Source organism: Caenispirillum salinarum (assembly GCF_044803115.1).
Taxonomy (GTDB): Bacteria; Pseudomonadota; Alphaproteobacteria; order Rhodospirillales; family Rhodospirillaceae; genus Caenispirillum; species Caenispirillum salinarum_A.
On the sequence record NZ_CP085224.1, the window covers coordinates 2,024,081 to 2,041,976 of the forward strand.

Sequence of the window (17,896 nt, forward strand, 5' to 3'; positions counted from 1 at the left end):
TGGGGACGCCATGACCACCAGGACGCGCGACATCGATGGCTGGGCCGCCGATGTGCTGGGCTCGCAGCGCGAGGCCGCCGCCGGGCCGCTGGCCGCGGCACTGCGTCACGACGACGTGGTGATTGCCGAGGACGCCACGGTCACCATCTCCGCCGGCGCGTACGAACCGCTTTTGACCGTGGCTCCGGTCGAGGGCGTGCGCGAGGAGATGACTGTCCGGGTCGAGCGGCTGGAGCCCGGCCCGGCGGACCGCCTGACGGACCTCCGCTTTGCCGCCTGGACGGAACGTGGTGCCCACCTGCCGGTCCTGGTCCCCGACGTGGGGGCGGACGGCCGCACCGGCGCGGCGTGGCGCGTGCGGCTGGAGGTCGCCGTGGGCGGCCGGCCCGTCGCACCGCAAGACGTCGCCGTCTTGCTGCGCGCGCGGGTCTCGGAAGGGCGGCTGGCGAAGCTGACGCACGTTCTGCAGGCGGAGACGCCGCGCCTGCGCCGGCTGGGGCGCGAGATCGCCGCACAGCGCAGCGTGGCGCTGGCGCGCGGCTTCATGCTGGCAGCGAGTTGAGCGTCCCGCGCTTCCGCGAGGCCCTCGCGGTCCGGCGGGCCCAGATCGTGCAGGTTCCGGGCGAGGAGGGCGACGCCGACTACCGCCGGCGCCTGGGTCTGTTCCGCAGCATCGCCATGCCGACGCGCGGCTACGCCGATCGTCTTCTCAACGGGCCGCCGGGTGGCAGGGGCGTGGTGCAGGCGATGGGCGGGCCGGCCGGGTTCGACATCCTGGAGGCCGACAACCCGTGCCAGATCGGGTTCCGGATCGTCGCCATCGGACCCACGGCGCCGGCCGCCGAGCGTGCCCGACGGGCCTACTTGAAGTTCCTGCGCGAAACCACCCTCATCGACCCCGCCGAGAATGTGCCGCCGGCCCGTCGGATGCCGGCGGCGCATCTGGCCCGCGAACAGGCGCTGCGGGAGCGCCTGCGCCGGCGGCTGTCGTTCGGCGACGGCGGCGGCGCACCGATGGCGCCTTATCTGGCCCAGGCCTTCGATCGCATGGCCCGCGTGCTGGACCATCTCGAGGTGGACGTCCGGACGGTCGTGCTGCGGGCGCAGGACGACGATGGCGGGAGCCGTCATGAACTCGGGCTCATGGCGGAAATCGCGCGCTGGCCTGACAGGGCGCTGTCGGCCTTGCGGGCGCGGCTGCGTCGCCCGCCGCGGCGCCCGGCAGAGGACCCGGAGGTGGCCGGCGTGCTGTCCGTGCTTTCCCGTGACGGCGGCGCGGGCGCGGGCGCGGGCGCGGGCGATGCCGCGGCCGTATGGGAGGACTTCCTGCGCGCGTGCGGCTTCCGCACGGTGGAGCACCTGACGGTGGCGACGACGCTGGTGTCTCACGTGTCCATGGCCCACGTGCAGGTCGAGGCCGCGTCCGACATCGCGCGGGACGCGGCCAAGGCGGGTATCCCCGTGAGCGTTCGCCTGCGGCGGCCTGGCGCGGACACCGACGTCGCCCTGTCGCATGCCCTGGACGGCGGGCCCGACGGCTGGCCGGAGGGTCTGGCCGACTGGGACGTGGTGCGCGAGGGGCACGCGGCCGTGATCGACCGGCTGATCGTTCCCGATCTGCCGGCGGCGGCGGCGCTCGACCGGGCGGGGCTTCTGCAGCCCGAGCCGCCGGGGCAGCGGTTCCGTGCGGCGCTGGCGCAGTATCCGTCCCACGTAATCGCTCTGTTGCGTCTGGCCGGCGCCTTCGCGCGCGGCCTGATCAGGGGCGACGACGCCGCCACCGAGCAGTTGCTGCAGGTGGCCGAGGTCCTTGGCGCCAACGGCGCGGCGGGTCTCGCCGTCATGGCCGACGGCGCCGACATCGTGCTGGTGGTGTCGTCCGTCGGGCTGCCGCAGATCGGCACCAACATCGGGCCGCGCCGGGCCTCGGCCTTCTTCTGGAGCGTGATGCCCATCACCGGCAGCCCGGCGATGATCCACGGCACCGGCGCACGCGCCCGCCTGCGGGCCCCGAGCGACGGGCTGTATGCCGTGTCGGTGATGTCCTATGCCCGCATCGGGCTGACCGATCTCTTCTCGTGGCAGGTGCGGCTGCCGCCGGGCGCCAAGCTGGATCTCGCCCAGTACGAGATGGTCATGAACATGCTCGGGCGGCTGCATCCGCTGGGCGTGGAAATCAACACCTGGACCCTGCGGCGGCGCCATGTGGCCTTGGACGGCGAAACCGTCGCGCCCCTGCCGCCGCGCCTGTCGCGGTCCTATCGGCCCTTCCACCGGCCGCGCTTCGCGGGCACGGGCGACGCGCCCGGCCGCGGTGGGTCCTGAACGCACGGAGACGAGCCATGGCGATCACCGAGTTCTTCCTGACCGACGATCTGACGTACAGCGAGGCGCTGGATATCATCAAGAACAAGCAGCTCAGCCCGCAGCAGGTGGACGACCTGTTCATCGGGTTGCTGAAGGAAAAGGTCGGCAAGAGCAAGCGCGTCTTCAGGTACGGCGAGACCTTCAGCGCGGAGGGCGCCGGCTGTTCCCCGTCCTTCGTCCGAACCTTCGCCCATACCGACTGGATCGACGGAGAGAGCGTGGTCCAGGCCGAGACCAGCACCATCGAGGAGGGCTTCAACAGCCGGTTCCACAAGATCGAGGACGACCTGGACGGGCTGGCGGACGACGTCTCCAAGAGCTTCGGATGCCTCGCCGACCTGCGGGCCGAACTGGCGGAGCGGCTGGACGAGGTGCGCCAGGAAATCAACCGCGTGAACGCCGATCTGCATGAACTGCGGCAGATGCGGTGGAACGACGACGGCTGGTGGACCGGCCCGTTCGTGCCCGGCGAGGATTACCCGGCGCCGCCTTGGACCATCCCCGGCGGCGGTCCGACGATTCCGGGGGGCAATCCCTGGACGATCCCCGGCGGTCCGGGCGGTCCGACCATCCCGAGGGGCGAAGGTCCGACCATTCCGGGCGGAAACCCGTGGACGATACCGGGAGGCGGAAGGATCATTCCCGGGGGCAACCCCTGGACAATCCCTGGCGGGCCCGGCGGCCCTGCCATACCCGGCGGCCCTACCATGCCCGGCGGCGGTTCGACCATCCCGGGTGGGACGTGGGGCGAACCGCGGCCCTGGGTGTTCGGCGGCGGGCCGCGCGAGCGGCTGGAATCCCTGCCGCCGCGCGCCAGCATTCTGAGGGTCGCGCGGTCGGTGGATGATCCCACGGTCGGCATGATCGCCGGGCAGCCGGCGCGGCGCCTGGACGTGCGCGACATGAACGGCAAGACCTACGAGGTCTGGTCGATGGCGGGCGGGCTGGTGATGACGCCGGTGGCGGTGGAGGAAGGCGGCGACATCCTCACCGGTGCCGACGACCGTGCCTGGGTCCACCCCGACCTTCATGCGGCCGGCGTGGTGGCGGAATGGGCCGAAGCCAACCAAAAGCGCATCAAGACGCGGTTGCGGGGCGAGGCCGTCTCGGTCGATGACATGATCTCTGCGTTCGGGGACGATCCGCTGCCAAGCGGCGGCGGCACCCTGGCCCAGGCGCTGAAGGACGTGCCGCGCGACACACGGCTGGAGACCTTGGCGGACCTCATCGACGCGGTCGCCGAAGCGGCCGGAGCAAAAATCGCGCGCGATGGCCTGACGGCGGAAACGCTGGTCGCCAGCATCGGCCTCGACCAGGCCGGCACGGCGGTTGACGAGACGCCCACCTTGGCCGTGAAAGCCATTCCGGCGGCCAGTCGAAAGGCGCTTTATGCCGCGGGCGTGACGACACTGGGCAGGCTGAAGGCGACGGCGCCGGGCGCGATGGTGCGCCTGCTGCGCCGTACGGGAACGCAGGTGACGCCCGGCGAGGCGGCCCGTTGGGCGGCAGAGGCCAGGACGCTCTCGGCCCTCGGCCGTAAGGTGCGGCCGTGAAGCGGGTGGCCGTGAAAGGAGACGTCACGGCTACCGCCGGCACCGTCCCCTATACCGGCGCCACGTCGGGGGACTGGACGGCGGGGGCGGTGGAGCTGACCTCCTACCCGGTGCTCACCGTGGCCGGAACGGACGTCATCCACAAGGCCGAATGCACCTTCAGCTTTCTGGGCAAGAACAGCGGCGGCGCTGTCACCGGCTCCAGCACGGTCACGCTCACAGCCGGCGCGCAGCCGCTTCAGGGCGGCCTCAGCAATGTGCTGGTGGATGGCAATTGGAACAAAGACGCCTACGGCAACACCCTGAACGTCTCCGCCACAGGCGTTCTGCGGACGGGGTGACGGCGGCGGCGGGTGCTGCCGTGTCCGCCGCAAGTCGCGCGCTACTCCGAGAAGGCGGGGAAGCGGTTGGTGGCATAGCGTTCGTGACAGGCGGCGCAGGCCTCCACCACGTCGCCGAACAGCGCCCGCTGGCGCTCCGCATCACCGGCGCGGGCAGCCTCCGCCAGGTCTCCGGTCAGGGCGTGGAAGGCGCGGTCCCGTTCGACGAAGGCCTTGGGAGCGGCCTTGGCGAGAGCCTTGCGGTCTTCCTCGGTCATTTCCTGCTTCAGGATGAAGCTGTCATGAATGGCCTGTGCCTTCTCGGCCACCACGTCATTTCGTCCGCGAACGAGGGCATTCATGATCTCTTGCGTGGCGCCCTCGATGGCGTTCATTTCCTTGAGCAGGAGGGCCCGCACGTCGGGGGGCAGCTTGGGGCCGACGGGGTCGACCGGCGCAGCGTCCTGGGCGAGTGCCGGAGCGCCGGCAAGCACGAGCACAACGGCGAGGGCGGGCATTTTGCGGGTCATGATGGTCTCCCGGCTGCGTTCAGGGTGCATGGTCTCAGCATCGAGGCTGCCGCTTCGGCACCGGAAGTGCCTTGATCCGTGTCAAGGCGGCGTCCCGTCCTCCAGAAGCTCGCGCACCAGGGGATTGGGAAAGCGGCGGGTGCGGGTGATGGCGTAGAAGCGTTCGGCAATGTCGGGAATGCGGCACCACTCCACCAGCGCGCCGCCAGCCAGTTCGTCGCGCACCACCACCGGCGGCACCAGCGTCAGGCCGTCGGTCTCGCGGGCCAGCAGGCGCAGCATGGCCATGTCGTCCACCTCCGCCAGGATCACGGGATGGATGCCCGCCAGGTCCATGCGCTGGTCGAAGGCCGTGCGCAGTCCGCTGTCGAGGCTCGGCAGCAGGACGGGCTGCTCGGCCAGGCCTTCCGGAAAACGAAAGCCGGCGCGCTCCGGCCGGTCGGGACCGACCAGGCTGACCGGCTGCTCGCGCAGAAGGCGGCACTTGACCGGCGCCTGGGCATCGCCCGCCACCGGCGCATTGGACAGCACCACATCCACCGCATGGGCCTCCAACTGCGTCATCAGGTCGCGCATGGAGCCCGAGCGCACCACCAGCTCCACGTCGCGGCGCCCCATGAGCGGACGCAGCAGCTCCAGCTGGAAGTTGCGCGACAGGGTGGTGATGGCGCCCACGCGCAGCACCTGCTGCCTGCCGCGCCCTTCCAGGGTCGCCACCAGGTCCTCGCCGGCAGCGAAGATGGTGTCGGCGTAGTCGAGCGCGATGCGGCCTGCCTCCGTCAGCACAAGCGTCCGGCCCTCGCGCTGGAACAGGGGGTGGCCCAGCTGTTCCTCCAGCTTGCGCAGCTGCACCGACAGGGCGGACTGCGAGACGTTCATGCGGTCCGCCACCTGGGTCAGGCTGCCGGCGTGGGCGATGGCCCAGAAATAGCGCAGGTGATGGTAGTTCAGGTGCCGCATGAGCCTGTTCGTTCTGTTTTAGAGAATGGTTCGTTGCAAACTATGAATTTTTCTTAAGCGCCGCGCAATGCCAAGGTCTCCCGCACGAGATGAACGCAACGCAGCGGGAGCATTCGCATGGTTGATCTGGGTCCCTGGGCGGTTCTTCTGGCGTTGGCGGGACTGGTGGGCGTGGGCCTCGTGCCCACCCGCCGCGCCGACGCCGCACCGGCCGCCATGGCGCGCGCCGCCGTTCTTGCCGCCGCCGGCGCGTTGGCGGCGGCGGTGCTGGCGGCCGGTGCGCTGGTGGTGTCGGGCACGGCGCTGACGGCCGGGGTGGGCGGCCCCTACGGCATCGGCATCGGGGCGCGCATCGACGCCCTGTCGGCGATCATGGTGGTGCTGGTGGGCTTCATCGGCCTCGTCGTCATGGCCTACAGCCGCACCTATCTGACCGGCGAGCGCCGCCAGGGCCGCTTCTTCAAGTGGCTGAGCCTGACGCTGGCCGCCGTGCTGGGGCTGATCGTCGCCACCAACCTGGCGCAGCTGGCCCTGGCGTGGATCGCCACCAGCCTTTGCCTGCACCGGCTGCTGGTGTTCTTTCCCGATCGTCCGGCGGCCCGGCTGGCGGCCCGGAAGAAGGCCGTCGTCAGCCGCATGGGCGACGTTGCCATGCTGGCCGTCGTCGGCCTGACGCTCGCGGTGTTCGGCAGCCTGGATTTCGCGGTGGTCTTCCCGGCCGCGCAGGCCATGGCCGGCGCCGAGGTGCCGGGCGCGGTGACCGCCATCGCCGTCCTTCTGGCCCTGGCCGCCCTCATAAAGTCCGCCCAGATGCCGGTGCACGGCTGGCTGACCGAGGTGATGGAGACGCCGACCCCCGTTTCCGCCCTGCTGCACGCGGGCATCATCAACGCGGGCGGGTTCCTGATCCTGCGGCTGTCGGACGTGGTCAGCCTGTCCGGCGGGGCGCTGCTGCTGCTGGCGGTCGTGGGCGGCGTGACGGCCCTGTTCGCCTCGCTGGTGATGCTGACACAGTCGGCGGTGAAGGGCGCGCTCGCGTGGTCGACCATCGCCCAGATGGGGTTCATGCTGCTGCAGTGCGGCCTGGGAGCCTTCGGCGCGGCGCTGCTGCACATCGTGGCGCACTCGCTCTACAAGGCGCACGCCTTCCTGTCGGCGGGCTCCATCGTCGACCTGACGCGCGCCACGGCAGGCGTCGGTGCGGGTGAACCGGCCCGGCCCTGGCACCTGGCCGGCGCGCTGGCCGCGGCGGTGGCGCTGACCGCCGGAGCTGCGACGCTGGTCGGCACCGGCCCGGGCGGCAACCCCGGCGCCTTCGTCCTGGGTGCGGTGCTGGTGATGGGCCTGGCGCACATGATGACGCGCACCGGCGGCGCCGGCGCCTTCCGCCCCGCCGCCGCCCTGCGCGGCCTGGGCCTGGGCGCGGTGCTGGCGGTGGTCTACTTCGTCCTGCAAAGCGGCACCGCCTGGCTTGCCTCCGACGCCCTGGCCGCCACCGGCGCACCCCTCGGCGGAGGCCTGATCGCGGGCGTGATGATCGGCGGCTTCGGCGCGGTCCTGCTGCTTCAGACCGCCGTCGTTACCGGACAGACGCCGCAGTCCCTGCGGGTGCTCTACGTCCACCTGCTCAACGGCCTTTACCTCAACACCCTGTTCAACCGGCTGGTCGCCCGGGCGTGGCCCGTTACCAAGGGAGCCTGATCCATGACGTTCCATACTTCCCACGCCCTGAAGCCCGCCGAGGCCGCCGCCTCCCTCGAGACCAGGCCGACCCGCGAGGCCGTCGCGAGCGCCGTCAAGGCCGCCTGCGACCGGGTGGCGCCGCTGTGGCCGCTGAAGCATTTCGTCGCTGTGAACCCCTTCCTGGGCTTGGCGGAAACGCCCTTCGGCCAAGCGGCAACCACCCTGCGGCGGACCACCGGTGAGACCATGCTCATGCCGCGCGCCTGGTACCGCGAGCAGATCGCGGCGGGACGGATCACCGATGCCGATCTGGAGGCGGCGCTCGACCGCGCCGCCGACGCCCACGGCCTGCCACAGACCGCCGCCGCCCTGCGCATGGCCTTGAAGCACGAGCCCGCCGGCGCCCGGCCCATGGTGCCCACCGTTTCCGCCCTGATCGGGCCGGAGGCGGCCGGAATGGCGCGTGAGCAGGTGTCGCTGTGGTGCGCCGCCTGGTTCGACGAGGGGCAGGCCTCGTGGGTCCTGCCCTGGCGCGACCTGCCGGCCTTCGAGGCCTGGAAGCGCGCCGCCGCCGCCGATCGCACCCCTGACGCGCTGGGTTGGACCGGCCTGCGGGCGGCGCTGACGGACCTGCCGGACGATCCCCAGGCCGCCGTCGTCAAGGCACTGGAGGTGCTGGAGGTGCCCGCCGATGCGGTGGCGGACGTGCTGCACCGGGCGCTCGCCGACGTGGCGGGCTGGGCGGCCTATGCCCGTTACCACGCCTGGCAGGCGGGGCTTCAGGGGCGCGAGCTGACGCTGCCGGCGCACATCCTGGCGATCCGGTTGGCGTGGGAGCAGGCGCTCTACCGGACGCATGCCGACGATGCCCTGCGCGCCGCCTGGCGGGAGGCCCTGGCGCGCGCCACCGATCCGGGGGCGGACGCCGCCGACACCGACACGCGCCTGGACGCGCTGGCCCAGGAAGCCTTCGACATCGCCGCCCGGCGGGAACTGGTTGTGGCGCTCTCGGCCGCCCCTGCGCCCGAACCGACGGGCCGGCCCGATGTCCATGCGGTCTTCTGCATCGACGTGCGCTCCGAGGTCTACCGCCGGGCGCTGGAGGACGTGATGCCGACCGCCCGGACCTCGGGTTTCGCCGGTTTCTTCGGCGTGGCGCTGGAACTGGAGCCGCTTGGCGGCGGCGCGGGCGGGGCGCGCTGCCCGGTGCTGCTGGCGCCCAAGGTGACCGTGCGCGAGACGGTCGACGGTGTCGATGCCGCCGGCGTCGCCGAAAGCCGGACGCTGAAGCGCCGGCTGGCAAAGGCGTGGAAGGCCTTCAAGATGCAGGCGGTGTCGTCGTTCGTGTTCGTGGAGACCATGGGGCTCGGCTACATCGGCCGGCTGGCCGGCGACTCGCTGAAGCTCAGCCGCCCGGTGCCAGATCCGGCGACGGCGGGCCTGTCGGACCACGAGGCGGCCTGCCGCACGCCGACGCTGGAGCCGCACGGCCACACGGGCATGACACCGGACCAGCGGGTGGACGCGGCGGAGGCCATCCTGCGCGCCATGTCGCTGACCGGGGGCTTCGCGCGGCTGCTGGTGCTGGCCGGCCACGGCAGCACGACGGTGAACAACCCGCACGCCACGGGCCTGGACTGCGGCGCCTGCGGCGGGCATGCGGGCGACGCCAACGCGCGGGTGGCCGCCATGCTGCTCAATGATCCGCGGGTGCGGGTGGGGCTGAAGGCGCGGGGCATCGTCATTCCCGACGACACCTGGGTGATGGCCGCCCTGCACGACACCACCACCGACGACGTCCGCCTGTTCGACGCTGCAAAGGTGCCGCACAGCCACAAGGCCGACCTCGCGGCCCTGGACGCCACGCTGGCCGAGGCCTCGGCCAAGGCGCGGCGGATGCGGGCGGACAAACTGGGCCTGGCCGGCGCGTCCGGCGCCGCGGTCGACGCCAAGGTGCGCGAGCGGGCCAAGGACTGGGCGCAGGTGCGGCCCGAGTGGGGCCTGGCCGGCAACCGTGGCTTCATCGCCGCGCCGCGGTCGGTGACGCGGGGCATCGACCTGGACGGCCGGGTGTTCCTGCACGACTACGACTGGCGCAAGGACCGGGGCTTCGGCGTGCTGGAACTGATCCTGACCGCGCCCATGGTGGTGGCGAGTTGGATCAGCCTTCAGTACTACGGCTCCACCGTGAACAACCGGGCGTTCGGCAGCGGCGACAAGGTGCTGCACAACGTGGTGGGCACCCTGGGCGTGCTGGAGGGCAACGGCGGCGACCTGCGCACCGGCCTGCCGTGGCAGTCGGTCCACGACGGCGAAAAGCTGGTCCACGAGCCCGTCCGCCTGACGGTCATCGTCGCCGCGCCGGAAGGTGAAATGGACGCGGTGCTGGAAAAGCACGGCGGCGTCCGGGCGCTGGTGGACAACGGCTGGCTGACGCTCTGCGCGCTGAACGAGGACGGCGCCGTCCGCCGTCGCGCCGCCGCCGGACGGTGGGTGCCGGAAAGCGCCTGATCCCGCGGCAGGCTTCGGCCGTTGATGCGGCACACCGCCAACGGCCGGAGCCCTGTTCATGTCCCGCCGGTATTCGCCTCTGGTATCCGGCGCCGTCGTGCTCGGCGCCTTTGCCGCGCTGGTCTGTCTGGAGCGCAAGCGCCCCCTGCGCCGACGGATGGAGCCGGCAAACCGCCATGATGCCCGCAACCTGGCCATCGCCGGCCTGGCGGCCCTGACCGTGCGTCTGTTCGAGGCGCCGCTGGTGGAGCGTCTGTCGCGACGGGTGGAGCGCGATCGCCTGGGCCTCGTTCCGCGCCTCGGCCTGCCGCGAGGGGCGCAGGTGGCGCTGGGCATCACGTTGCTGGACTACACGCTGTACCTCTGGCACATGGGCACCCACCGCATCCCGTTCCTGTGGCGCGTGCACCGGGTGCATCACGTGGACCTGGACCTGACGGCCACCACGGCGACGCGCTTTCATGCTCTGGAGCTGCTTTATTCGGTGCCGTGGCGGCTGTTGCAGGTGGCGGTGATCGGCGCCGGACCGGCGACGGTACGGCTGTGGCAGCGGCTGACCCTGCTGTCCATCCTTTTCCAGCACTCGAACCTGCGCCTGCCGCCGCGCCTGGACCGGGCGCTGTCGTGGCTGGTCGTCACCCCGCGCATGCACGGCATCCACCATTCCGACGTCCGGGCCGAGGCCGACTCCAACTGGTCCAGCGGCCTGACCCTGTGGGACCGCCTGCATGGAACGCTGCGCCTTGACGTCCCGCAGGAGACCATCCGCATCGGCACCCCTGCCCACCGCGACCCGGTAACGCTCGGCCGGGCGCTGGTTCTGCCCCTGCGCGAAGGGCCGAACGACTGGTCCGCCGCCCCGCAAGAGGAGATCGCACCATGAGCCGACTGAGTCCCGTCCTCGTCCTTGCCGCCGCCGGTCTGGGATACGGCATCGGCCGTCTGCTGCACGGCACCCCGCCCGTGGGCAGCCGTGGCGGCCGCCCGCCGGGCCGTTCCAAGAGCCCGCGCACCCGCGTGCTGGAAGGCGGGGCGGCTCTGCTTCAGGGCCATCCGGCCTTCAAGGGCTTCGACATCTATCTGGTCGGCTTTCATCCCATGAGGGACGACCCGGAACGGCAGTTCGAGGCCCACCACCTGTGCCGCCAGGTCAACGAGGATTTCGCCGAGTGCATCCTGTTTGACGGCAACGGCCCCGAGGCTAATCTGGTGGGCATCGAGTACATCATCTCGGAATCCCTGTTCGAGCAGCTTCCGGCCGAGGAACGGGACTACTGGCACCCGCACAACGGGGAGATCCTGTCCGGGCAGCTTGTCGCGCCGCACCTGCCCGAGCGCGCCGAAACCATGCTCATGAGCGACAAGATGAACAGCTACGGCAAGACGTGGCACCTGTGGGACACCACCAGCGCCGACGACCTGACCCGCCGCCTGCCCATCGGCGAGCCCATGCTGGCATGGTCCTTCTGCCGCGACGGCGAGGCGCTGCAATGGCTCATCGACCGCCGCGACCGCGACTTCGGCATCAGCACCGACGCCAAGCGCCTGGCACGCCGAGACCTTGTGCAGAAGGCGCACCCGCAGGCCGGCGTCGACAGGCTGAAGGGGCGGTTCTGCCGGCCGACGCAGGAGATTCCGGGGGTGGTCGATCGTGGTGGTGCATAGCCAAAGACTCGCGCGGCGGACTCTTTTGCCTCCTTCACCCGTCGGCTGACGTTCCTTAATCGCCCAGACACTGACGGAGGAGAACGTCTTGCCCGACAAGAAGAATATCTTCGTCTTCGGCCTGGACCCCTTTCACCTGGAGCAGGCGAAGTGCGTCCGCGGGGCCGAGAATTACGAGTTTCACGGCGTCCTAGACCATGACGAAGTGGTGCAGCCAAAGAAGTACGACATCGCCAGGATGATCGAGGAAGCCGACGCCACCCTGCGCGACTTCGGCGGCACGGTGGACGCCCTGATCAGCCACTGGGACTTTCCCGCCAGCACCATCCAGCCCATCGTCTGCCGCCGCCATGGCCTGCGCTCGGCATCGCTTGAGGCGGTTCTGAAATGCGAGCACAAGTACTGGGCGCGGGTGATGCAGCGCGAGGCGATTCCGGACCTGACGCCCGAGTTCGCGGCCATCGACCCCTTTGCCGACGACCCGCTGGAGGGGATCAAGGTGCCTTATCCCTTCTGGGTCAAGCCCATCAAGGGGTTCAGTTCCACGCTGGGTTACCGCATCGACAAGGCCGAGGACTTCTATGAGGTGCTGCCGACCATCCGCAAGAACATCCGGCGGCTGGGCGAGCCCTTCAACGAGATCCTCAGGCACGCCGACCTGCCCGACGACATCGCCAAGGTCGACGGCAACCACATGATCGCCGAGCAGATCATCAAGGGGAAGCAGTGCGGCCTGGAAGGCTACGTCCACGAGGGGCACGTCGCCATCCACATCATCGTCGACTGCGTAAAGGACACGGAGAACAAAAGCTTCACCCGTTACGAGCTGCCGTCCCACTGGCCGCAGCGCATCCGCGACCGCATGTTGGAGGCGACGAAGGCGCTGATGGCGCACATCGGCTACGACAGCCAGCCCTTCGGCATCGAATTCTTCTGGGACGACGAGACCGACGAGATCGGCGTGCTGGAGGTCAACACGCGCATCTCCCAGTCCCACAGCGAACAGCTCATCATGACCGAGGGCGCCTCCAACCACCAGGTCGCCATCGACCTGGCGCTGGGGCGCGACCCGGCCTATTGCCGCGACGAAGGCCGCTACAAGCAGGCCGCCAAGTTCCTGCTGCGCCGCTACGAGGACGCGGTGGTGGAGCGGGTGCCGAGCGAGGACGAAATTCAGGCGGTGGAGGAGCGGTTCCCCGGCTGCAAGGTCAAGATCAGCGTCAACGAGGGCGACCGTCTGTCGGATCTGCGTGACCAGGACAGCTATTCCTACGAGTGCGCCGACATCTACATGGGCGCCAAGGATCAGAACACGCTTCTGGAGAACTACCAGGAGGCGGCCCACATGCTTGGCTTCAAGTTCTCCGACGGCGGAACCTTCGAGGACGTGCAGTTTGAAAAGAAAAGGTTCTAAGACATGCACACGGTCACGGACTTTCCGCGCCGCGTGCGGTGCATCGAGCACGTGACGCTTCCCGGCTCCGACGGCACGCGGCTGGCGGCCCGCATCTGGCTGCCCGAAGACGCCGAAACCGCGCCGGTGCCGGGCATCCTGGAATACATCCCCTACCGCAAGCGCGACCTGACGCGGGAGCGCGACGAGATCACCCACCGCTGGCTCGCCGGCCAGGGCTACGCCTGCGTGCGCCTGGACATCCGGGGCAGCGGCGAGTCCGGCGGGGTGATGACCGACCAGTACCGGCAGGAGGAGATGGACGACGGCGTGGCGGCCATCGAGTGGATGGCCGAACAGCCATGGTGCGACGGAAACGTCGGGATGATGGGCATTTCCTGGGGCGGTTTCAACGCGCTCCAGGTCGCGGCCAACCGGCCGAGCGCGCTGAAGGCCATCGTCACGGTCTGCTCCACCGACGACCTGTACCGCGACAACATGCATTACATGGGCGGCTGCCTGCTCTCCGACAATCTGTCGGAGGCGACCACCATGTTCTCCGTCAACACCTGCCCGCCGGACCCCGCGCTGGTCGGCGAGCGGTGGCGGGAGATGTGGATGGACCGCCTGCGCGGCAGCGGGTTGTGGCTGGATACCTGGCTCGCCCACCAGCGCCGCGACGACTACTGGAAGCACGGCTCGGTGTGCGAGGACTATGACGCCGTGACCTGTCCGGTGATGGCCGTCGGCGGCTGGGCGGACGGCTACACCAATGCCGTCTTCCGCCTGCTGGAGGGGCTGAACGTGCCGCGGCTCGGCCTTGTCGGTCCGTGGGGGCACAAGTATCCGCACCTGGGCAAGCCCGGCCCCGCCATCGGCTTTTTGCAGGAGATGAAGCGCTGGTGGGACCACTGGCTGAAGGGCGCGGCGACCAGCATCATGGACGAGCCCATGCTGCGCGCCTGGATGCAGGACTGGATGCCGCCCGGCACCTCCTACGCCGAGCGCCCCGGCCGCTGGATTGGCGAAAGCGTCTGGCCGTCGGAGCGGGTGCAGGAGCGCCGCATGCCGCTCGCCCCCGGCCGCCTGCGTTTCGCGGACACCGGCGACGATCGCCACGACGGCGAGCCGCCGGCCCAGGTCATCCGCTCGCCCCTGAGTGTGGGCCTGTTCGCCGGCAAGTGGGCATCCTACACCTACGCCCCCGACCTTCCCTATGACCAGCGGGAGGAGGACGGCGGCGCGCTGGTCTACGAAAGTCCGCCGCTGGAGGAGGCCACCGACATCCTGGGCCGGCCGGAGGTGGAGCTTGAGGTTTCCGCCGACCGTCCGGTCGCCATGGTCGCCGCCCGCCTGTCGGACGTGGCACCCGACGGGCGGGCGACGCGGGTCTCCTACGGCCTGTTGAACCTCACCCACCGCGACGGCAACGAGCACCCGGCACCGCTGGAGTCCGGAGAACGATACCGCGTGCGGGTGCGGCTGAACGCCATCGGCCACCGCTTCCCCGAGGGGCACCGGATGCGGCTGTCGCTCTCCAGTTCCTACTTCCCGCTGGCCTGGACGCCGCCGGAGCCGACCACGCTGACCGTTTATCCTCTGACGTCGGCGCTTCTGCTGCCCGAACGTTCGGCGGCCGGGAAAGACGGCGCGATCACCTTCGAAGCGCCCGAGGGCGCGCCGCCGGCGATGCGGGAAACGGTGGAGGCGCCGCACCACAACTGGCTGGTCCACCGCGACCTCGCAAACGAGGAATCGACGCTGGAAATCATCAAGGACGAAGGCGTCTGGCGGCTGCCCGATGCGGACGTGGAAATCACGGACCGCACCTGGGACTGGTACACGGTGCGCGCCGAGGACGTTTCCACCGCCCGCGGCGAAACCCGCACGGAGCGCCGTTTCCGTCGCGCGGGCTGGGACGTCCTGACGCGCACCCGCACGGTGCTGACCTGTGATGCGACCCACTTCACCATCCACGCCAGCCTGGACGCCTTCGAGGGCGAGGAGCGTGTGTTCTCTGAAAACTGGAAGCGCCGGTTGCCGCGCGATCTCGTGTGAACGGCCTACCACGTTCCGCGTCTTGATACCCCTGGCGGACAGGGCGATACTTGTCCGATCGCCCACGCCAGGGGGTGCGCATTGGAAACTGCGAAAATCACCGCCAGACCGCTGGCCGTGCTTGATCGCCGCCTCGGACTGCCCGGGGCGGAGCGGACCCGTTTTCTCTCCCGCCACCACCTGGACGACGGGTCGCTGAACGGCGGCGACGACGCGGCGATCCCGCTGCGCGATTTCGTCGAGGCCATGGAGGATCTGGGCGCCGTTACCGGCGATTCAATCCTTGGCTGGGCGTTCGGGGAAAGCTACGACCTGCAGGAACTGGGCGAGTTCGGGCTGGCGCTGTCGCTGGCCCCCACACTCGGCACCGCGCTGCGCACCTTCGAGCGCGCCTTCTGCACCATCCAGACCGGCACCCGTGTGCGGCTGGAGGTCGAGGGCGACGAAGCCACCTTCCACTACGCCATCCTCGACCAGGACATCTGGCCCCGCCGCCAGGACGCGGAACTGACGCTGGGCCTTCTCTCGAACCTGGTGAAGCGCTTCTGCGGCACCGACTGGCGGCCCGCGGCGCTGGGGTTCGAGCACGGTGCGGGTCCGGGGTCCGTCGCGCTGTCCGACCGGCTGCGGCGCGGCGTCCGCTACAATCAGGACAGCAACAGCCTGAGGCTGGCCGCCGGCCTGCTCGACCGCCGCCGGCCGGAGGCCTCGGACGCCGGCTTCGTCCACGTTTCGCGCATGCTCGACCGCCGCGCGCGGGAGACGGAGCAGGCGCTGCGCCTGCGCACGCGGGTCAAGCTGGCGGTGCTGGAAGGGCTGCACGGCGGAGAGGTCGATCAGACGGCGGTGGCGACCGCCCTCGGCATGTCCCGCCGGACGCTGCGGCGGCGGCTGGAGGAGGAGGGTATCACCTTTCAGCGCCTCGTCGACGAATGCCGGCATTCCAGCGCCATGGCATGGCTGACACGCACCGACCTGCCGTTGAGCGAGATCGCGCTCAGGCTGGGCTACTCCGATCAGACGGCGTTCTCGCGCGCCTTCACCCGCTGGGCCGGCGCCTCGCCGCGTGCGGTGCGCAAGGCCGCGCGAGGGGTCACGACCTGATCGAACGGCCCCAGCGTCTCCGCGCCTGCGTGGGCGACCAGGATGCGCGTGCGGTCGGGGAAGGCCATGTCGACGGCCGTCACGATCTTCGCCGCCGTCGCCGGGTCCACCTCCGACAGGCTTTCGTCCAGCACCAGCACGCGGAAGGGCACCAGCAGGGCGCGCGCGATGGCGAGGCGCTGGCGCTGGCCACCGGAAAAGCCGAGCGCGCGCTCGCCGACCGTCGTCTCCAGCCCTTCGCGCTCCGCCGTCAGCCAGTCGGCCAGTTGCGCGATCTCCAGCGCGCGCCAGAGGTCGTCATCGGTGGCCTTGGGTGCGGCGAGTCGCAGGTTGTCTGCCACGGTGCCGGAGAACAGCCACCCCGCCTGCGGCACCACCACCACCGCCCGGCGCAGGGCCACAGGGTCGAGCGCCGCGACGTCCGTTCCATCCAGCAGCACGCGGCCGGCCTGCGGGTCATGCGCACGGGTGAGCAGGCCCAGAAGCGTCGTCTTGCCGCTGCCCGAGGGGCCGTGCAGCAGGACCTTGGCGCCGGCGGGGATTGTCAGGCTGCGGTCTTCCAGCACCGGCGCGTCGGCGCCTGCGTGGGTGAAGGTCACATGCTCCAGCGCCAGCAGGCCCGCCCCGTGCGGAAGGGCCTCGCCGGTGTCGCTTTCCGCCCGGTCGTCGCCCACCAGTTCCATGAGCCGGCGCACGGCCACCTTCACCCGCGCCTGGGCGTGATAGAGGCCGAGCAGCGTGCGCATCGGCCCGACCAGGAACCCCATGTAGGCCAGGAAGGCGATCAGCGAGCCGATGGGCCAGCCGTCGCGGATCACCCACAGCCCGCCGATGATCAGCACCGCCGTCCGGCCGATGGCGCCCAGGAAGGTGGGCACGCCGCCGGTCACTTCCTGCCACTGGCGCTGGCGGATGAGGGCCTCGATCTGGCCGTCCTGAAGGGGGCGCAGGGCGCTGGAGCGGGTGCGTTCGGCGCCAAGCGTCTTCAGCACGCCAAGGCCCGCAATGCTCTCGGCCAGGAAGCTGGACAGGCCGCCGCGCTTTTCGCGGACGGCGTGCGCCATGCGTTCGGTGCGCGGGCGGGCCCAGGCGAGGAAGGCCAGTTCAACGGGCGTCAGGGCGATGGCGACCAGCGCCAGCCGCCAGTCCAGCACCATGAGCATCACCGCCCCGCCCACCAGTCGGAACACGGCACCCAGGCCCGAAAGCAGGGCGTCGAAGGCGAACTGCTGAACCTCCCCGGCGTCGCCGTCCAGCCGGGTCATGATTTCGCCGACGCGCATCCCGGCATGGCGGTCGGGCGGCAGGCGGAGCGTGGCGTCCAGGGCCTTGGCCCGCACGTCGGCCAGCATCCGGGCGGAAAAACGCAGGTGCAGCAGGCTGTTGGCTGCCCCCATGAGCAGGGCGGCGAGGCCGATGGCGAAGATGGCGGCGGCCCAGGTGAACAGTGCCTCGGCATCCTTGGCCACCAGCCCTTCGTCGATGAGCAGCTTGGTCAGGTAGGGCGGCGCCAGACCCAGCGCGGCGGCGGTGAGCGACACCGCCAGCACCATCCCCAGCGCTGGCAGGTACTGCCGTACCACGGGCGCCAGCCATCCCCCGGCGGCCGGGCCGAACAGGGTGCGGGCGAAGAGGCCTGCGAGGCGGGCGCGGAGGGAGGTCATGGGGTGGGGGCCCCCGCCCTTTCCCGGCATTCCACGCCTGCCCGTCGCCCCAGCGAAAGCTGGGGCCCAGGCGCGCTGCTGGCCCCCG

14 protein-coding genes are annotated in these 17,896 nt (G+C 70.6%); 11 read left to right on the forward strand and 3 right to left on the reverse strand.

Going from position 1 to position 17,896, the window contains the following annotated elements:
* Nucleotides 1-10 precede the first annotated feature (10 nt).
* The 4 genes from LG334_RS09230 to LG334_RS09245 are packed head-to-tail and all read left to right on the forward strand — an operon-like array spanning nucleotide 11 to nucleotide 4,261.
* A complete protein-coding gene (locus LG334_RS09230) occupies nucleotides 11-562 on the forward strand; it encodes a hypothetical protein (RefSeq protein WP_404385392.1) in 552 nt (183 codons plus the stop codon).
* On the forward strand, nucleotides 559-2,325 hold the full coding sequence (locus tag LG334_RS09235) for a hypothetical protein (protein WP_404385394.1): 1,767 nt from the start codon (nucleotides 559-561) through the stop codon (nucleotides 2,323-2,325). The genes LG334_RS09230 and LG334_RS09235 overlap by 4 nt, the downstream gene beginning before the upstream one ends.
* Before the next feature lie 17 nt (nucleotides 2,326-2,342).
* A complete protein-coding gene (locus tag LG334_RS09240) occupies nucleotides 2,343-3,920 on the forward strand; it encodes a hypothetical protein (RefSeq protein WP_404385396.1) in 1,578 nt (525 codons plus the stop codon).
* 11 nt (nucleotides 3,921-3,931) lie between these two features.
* Nucleotides 3,932-4,261 carry a hypothetical protein gene (locus LG334_RS09245; RefSeq protein WP_404385398.1) on the forward strand — a complete coding sequence of 110 codons (330 nt, stop codon included), beginning with the start codon at nucleotides 3,932-3,934 and terminating at the stop codon, nucleotides 4,259-4,261.
* Between the two features lie 41 nt (nucleotides 4,262-4,302).
* Here LG334_RS09245 and LG334_RS09250 read toward each other — a convergent pair whose 3' ends face one another.
* Complete coding sequence (locus LG334_RS09250) at nucleotides 4,303-4,770, reverse strand: cytochrome c (RefSeq protein ID WP_404385400.1); 468 nt, start codon at nucleotides 4,768-4,770, stop codon at nucleotides 4,303-4,305.
* An 81-nt stretch (nucleotides 4,771-4,851) separates the two neighbouring features.
* Nucleotides 4,852-5,730, reverse strand: coding sequence for a LysR family transcriptional regulator (locus tag LG334_RS09255; protein ID WP_404385402.1), 879 nt, complete (start codon nucleotides 5,728-5,730; stop codon nucleotides 4,852-4,854).
* A gap of 117 nt (nucleotides 5,731-5,847) precedes the next feature.
* Between LG334_RS09255 and LG334_RS09260 the strand changes: the two genes are divergently transcribed.
* The 7 genes from LG334_RS09260 to LG334_RS09290 all read left to right on the forward strand — a co-directional run bounded on the left by LG334_RS09260 (nucleotide 5,848) and on the right by LG334_RS09290 (nucleotide 16,144).
* Nucleotides 5,848-7,431: a proton-conducting transporter membrane subunit gene (locus LG334_RS09260; RefSeq protein ID WP_404385404.1), complete on the forward strand. Its 1,584-nt coding sequence runs from the start codon at nucleotides 5,848-5,850 to the stop codon at nucleotides 7,429-7,431.
* A 3-nt stretch (nucleotides 7,432-7,434) separates the two neighbouring features.
* Nucleotides 7,435-9,924 (forward strand): YbcC family protein, encoded by a 2,490-nt coding sequence (locus LG334_RS09265; RefSeq protein WP_404385406.1) that lies wholly within the window; start codon nucleotides 7,435-7,437, stop codon nucleotides 9,922-9,924.
* A 58-nt stretch (nucleotides 9,925-9,982) separates the two neighbouring features.
* Complete coding sequence (locus tag LG334_RS09270) at nucleotides 9,983-10,807, forward strand: sterol desaturase family protein (protein WP_404385408.1); 825 nt, start codon at nucleotides 9,983-9,985, stop codon at nucleotides 10,805-10,807.
* A complete protein-coding gene (locus LG334_RS09275; RefSeq protein WP_404385410.1) occupies nucleotides 10,804-11,589 on the forward strand; it encodes an OBAP family protein in 786 nt (261 codons plus the stop codon). Before LG334_RS09270 ends, LG334_RS09275 begins: the two co-directional genes overlap by 4 nt.
* An 88-nt stretch (nucleotides 11,590-11,677) precedes the next feature.
* Complete coding sequence (locus tag LG334_RS09280; RefSeq protein ID WP_404385412.1) at nucleotides 11,678-13,003, forward strand: acetyl-CoA carboxylase biotin carboxylase subunit family protein; 1,326 nt, start codon at nucleotides 11,678-11,680, stop codon at nucleotides 13,001-13,003.
* A 3-nt stretch (nucleotides 13,004-13,006) separates the two neighbouring features.
* The gene (locus LG334_RS09285; protein WP_404385414.1) at nucleotides 13,007-15,040 is read left to right on the forward strand and encodes a CocE/NonD family hydrolase; all 2,034 of its coding nucleotides are present in this window, start codon (nucleotides 13,007-13,009) and stop codon (nucleotides 15,038-15,040) included.
* Nucleotides 15,041-15,157: 117 nt separating this feature from the next.
* Nucleotides 15,158-16,144 carry an AraC family transcriptional regulator ligand-binding domain-containing protein gene (locus tag LG334_RS09290; RefSeq protein ID WP_404385416.1) on the forward strand — a complete coding sequence of 329 codons (987 nt, stop codon included), beginning with the start codon at nucleotides 15,158-15,160 and terminating at the stop codon, nucleotides 16,142-16,144.
* On the opposite strand, the gene LG334_RS09295 is transcribed toward LG334_RS09290, so the two are convergent.
* Complete coding sequence (locus tag LG334_RS09295) at nucleotides 16,057-17,808, reverse strand: ABC transporter ATP-binding protein (RefSeq protein WP_404385418.1); 1,752 nt, start codon at nucleotides 17,806-17,808, stop codon at nucleotides 16,057-16,059. The genes LG334_RS09290 and LG334_RS09295 overlap by 88 nt on opposite strands.
* Between the last annotated feature and the right edge of the window lie 88 nt (nucleotides 17,809-17,896).

What these genes read in the sequence shown, in the direction of transcription:
- LG334_RS09270 (WP_404385408.1), top strand. Translation starts at nt 9,983, where the DNA reads ATGTCCCGCCGGTATTCGCCTCTGGTATCCGGCGCCGTCGTGCTCGGC.
- LG334_RS09255 (WP_404385402.1), bottom strand. Translation starts at nt 5,730, where the DNA reads ATGCGGCACCTGAACTACCATCACCTGCGCTATTTCTGGGCCATCGCC.
- LG334_RS09285 (WP_404385414.1), top strand. Translation starts at nt 13,007, where the DNA reads ATGCACACGGTCACGGACTTTCCGCGCCGCGTGCGGTGCATCGAGCAC.
- LG334_RS09240 (WP_404385396.1), top strand. Translation starts at nt 2,343, where the DNA reads ATGGCGATCACCGAGTTCTTCCTGACCGACGATCTGACGTACAGCGAG.
- LG334_RS09275 (WP_404385410.1), top strand. Translation starts at nt 10,804, where the DNA reads ATGAGCCGACTGAGTCCCGTCCTCGTCCTTGCCGCCGCCGGTCTGGGA.
- LG334_RS09250 (WP_404385400.1), bottom strand. Translation starts at nt 4,770, where the DNA reads ATGACCCGCAAAATGCCCGCCCTCGCCGTTGTGCTCGTGCTTGCCGGC.
- LG334_RS09295 (WP_404385418.1), bottom strand. Translation starts at nt 17,808, where the DNA reads ATGACCTCCCTCCGCGCCCGCCTCGCAGGCCTCTTCGCCCGCACCCTG.
- LG334_RS09230 (WP_404385392.1), top strand. Translation starts at nt 11, where the DNA reads ATGACCACCAGGACGCGCGACATCGATGGCTGGGCCGCCGATGTGCTG.
- LG334_RS09265 (WP_404385406.1), top strand. Translation starts at nt 7,435, where the DNA reads ATGACGTTCCATACTTCCCACGCCCTGAAGCCCGCCGAGGCCGCCGCC.
- LG334_RS09260 (WP_404385404.1), top strand. Translation starts at nt 5,848, where the DNA reads ATGGTTGATCTGGGTCCCTGGGCGGTTCTTCTGGCGTTGGCGGGACTG.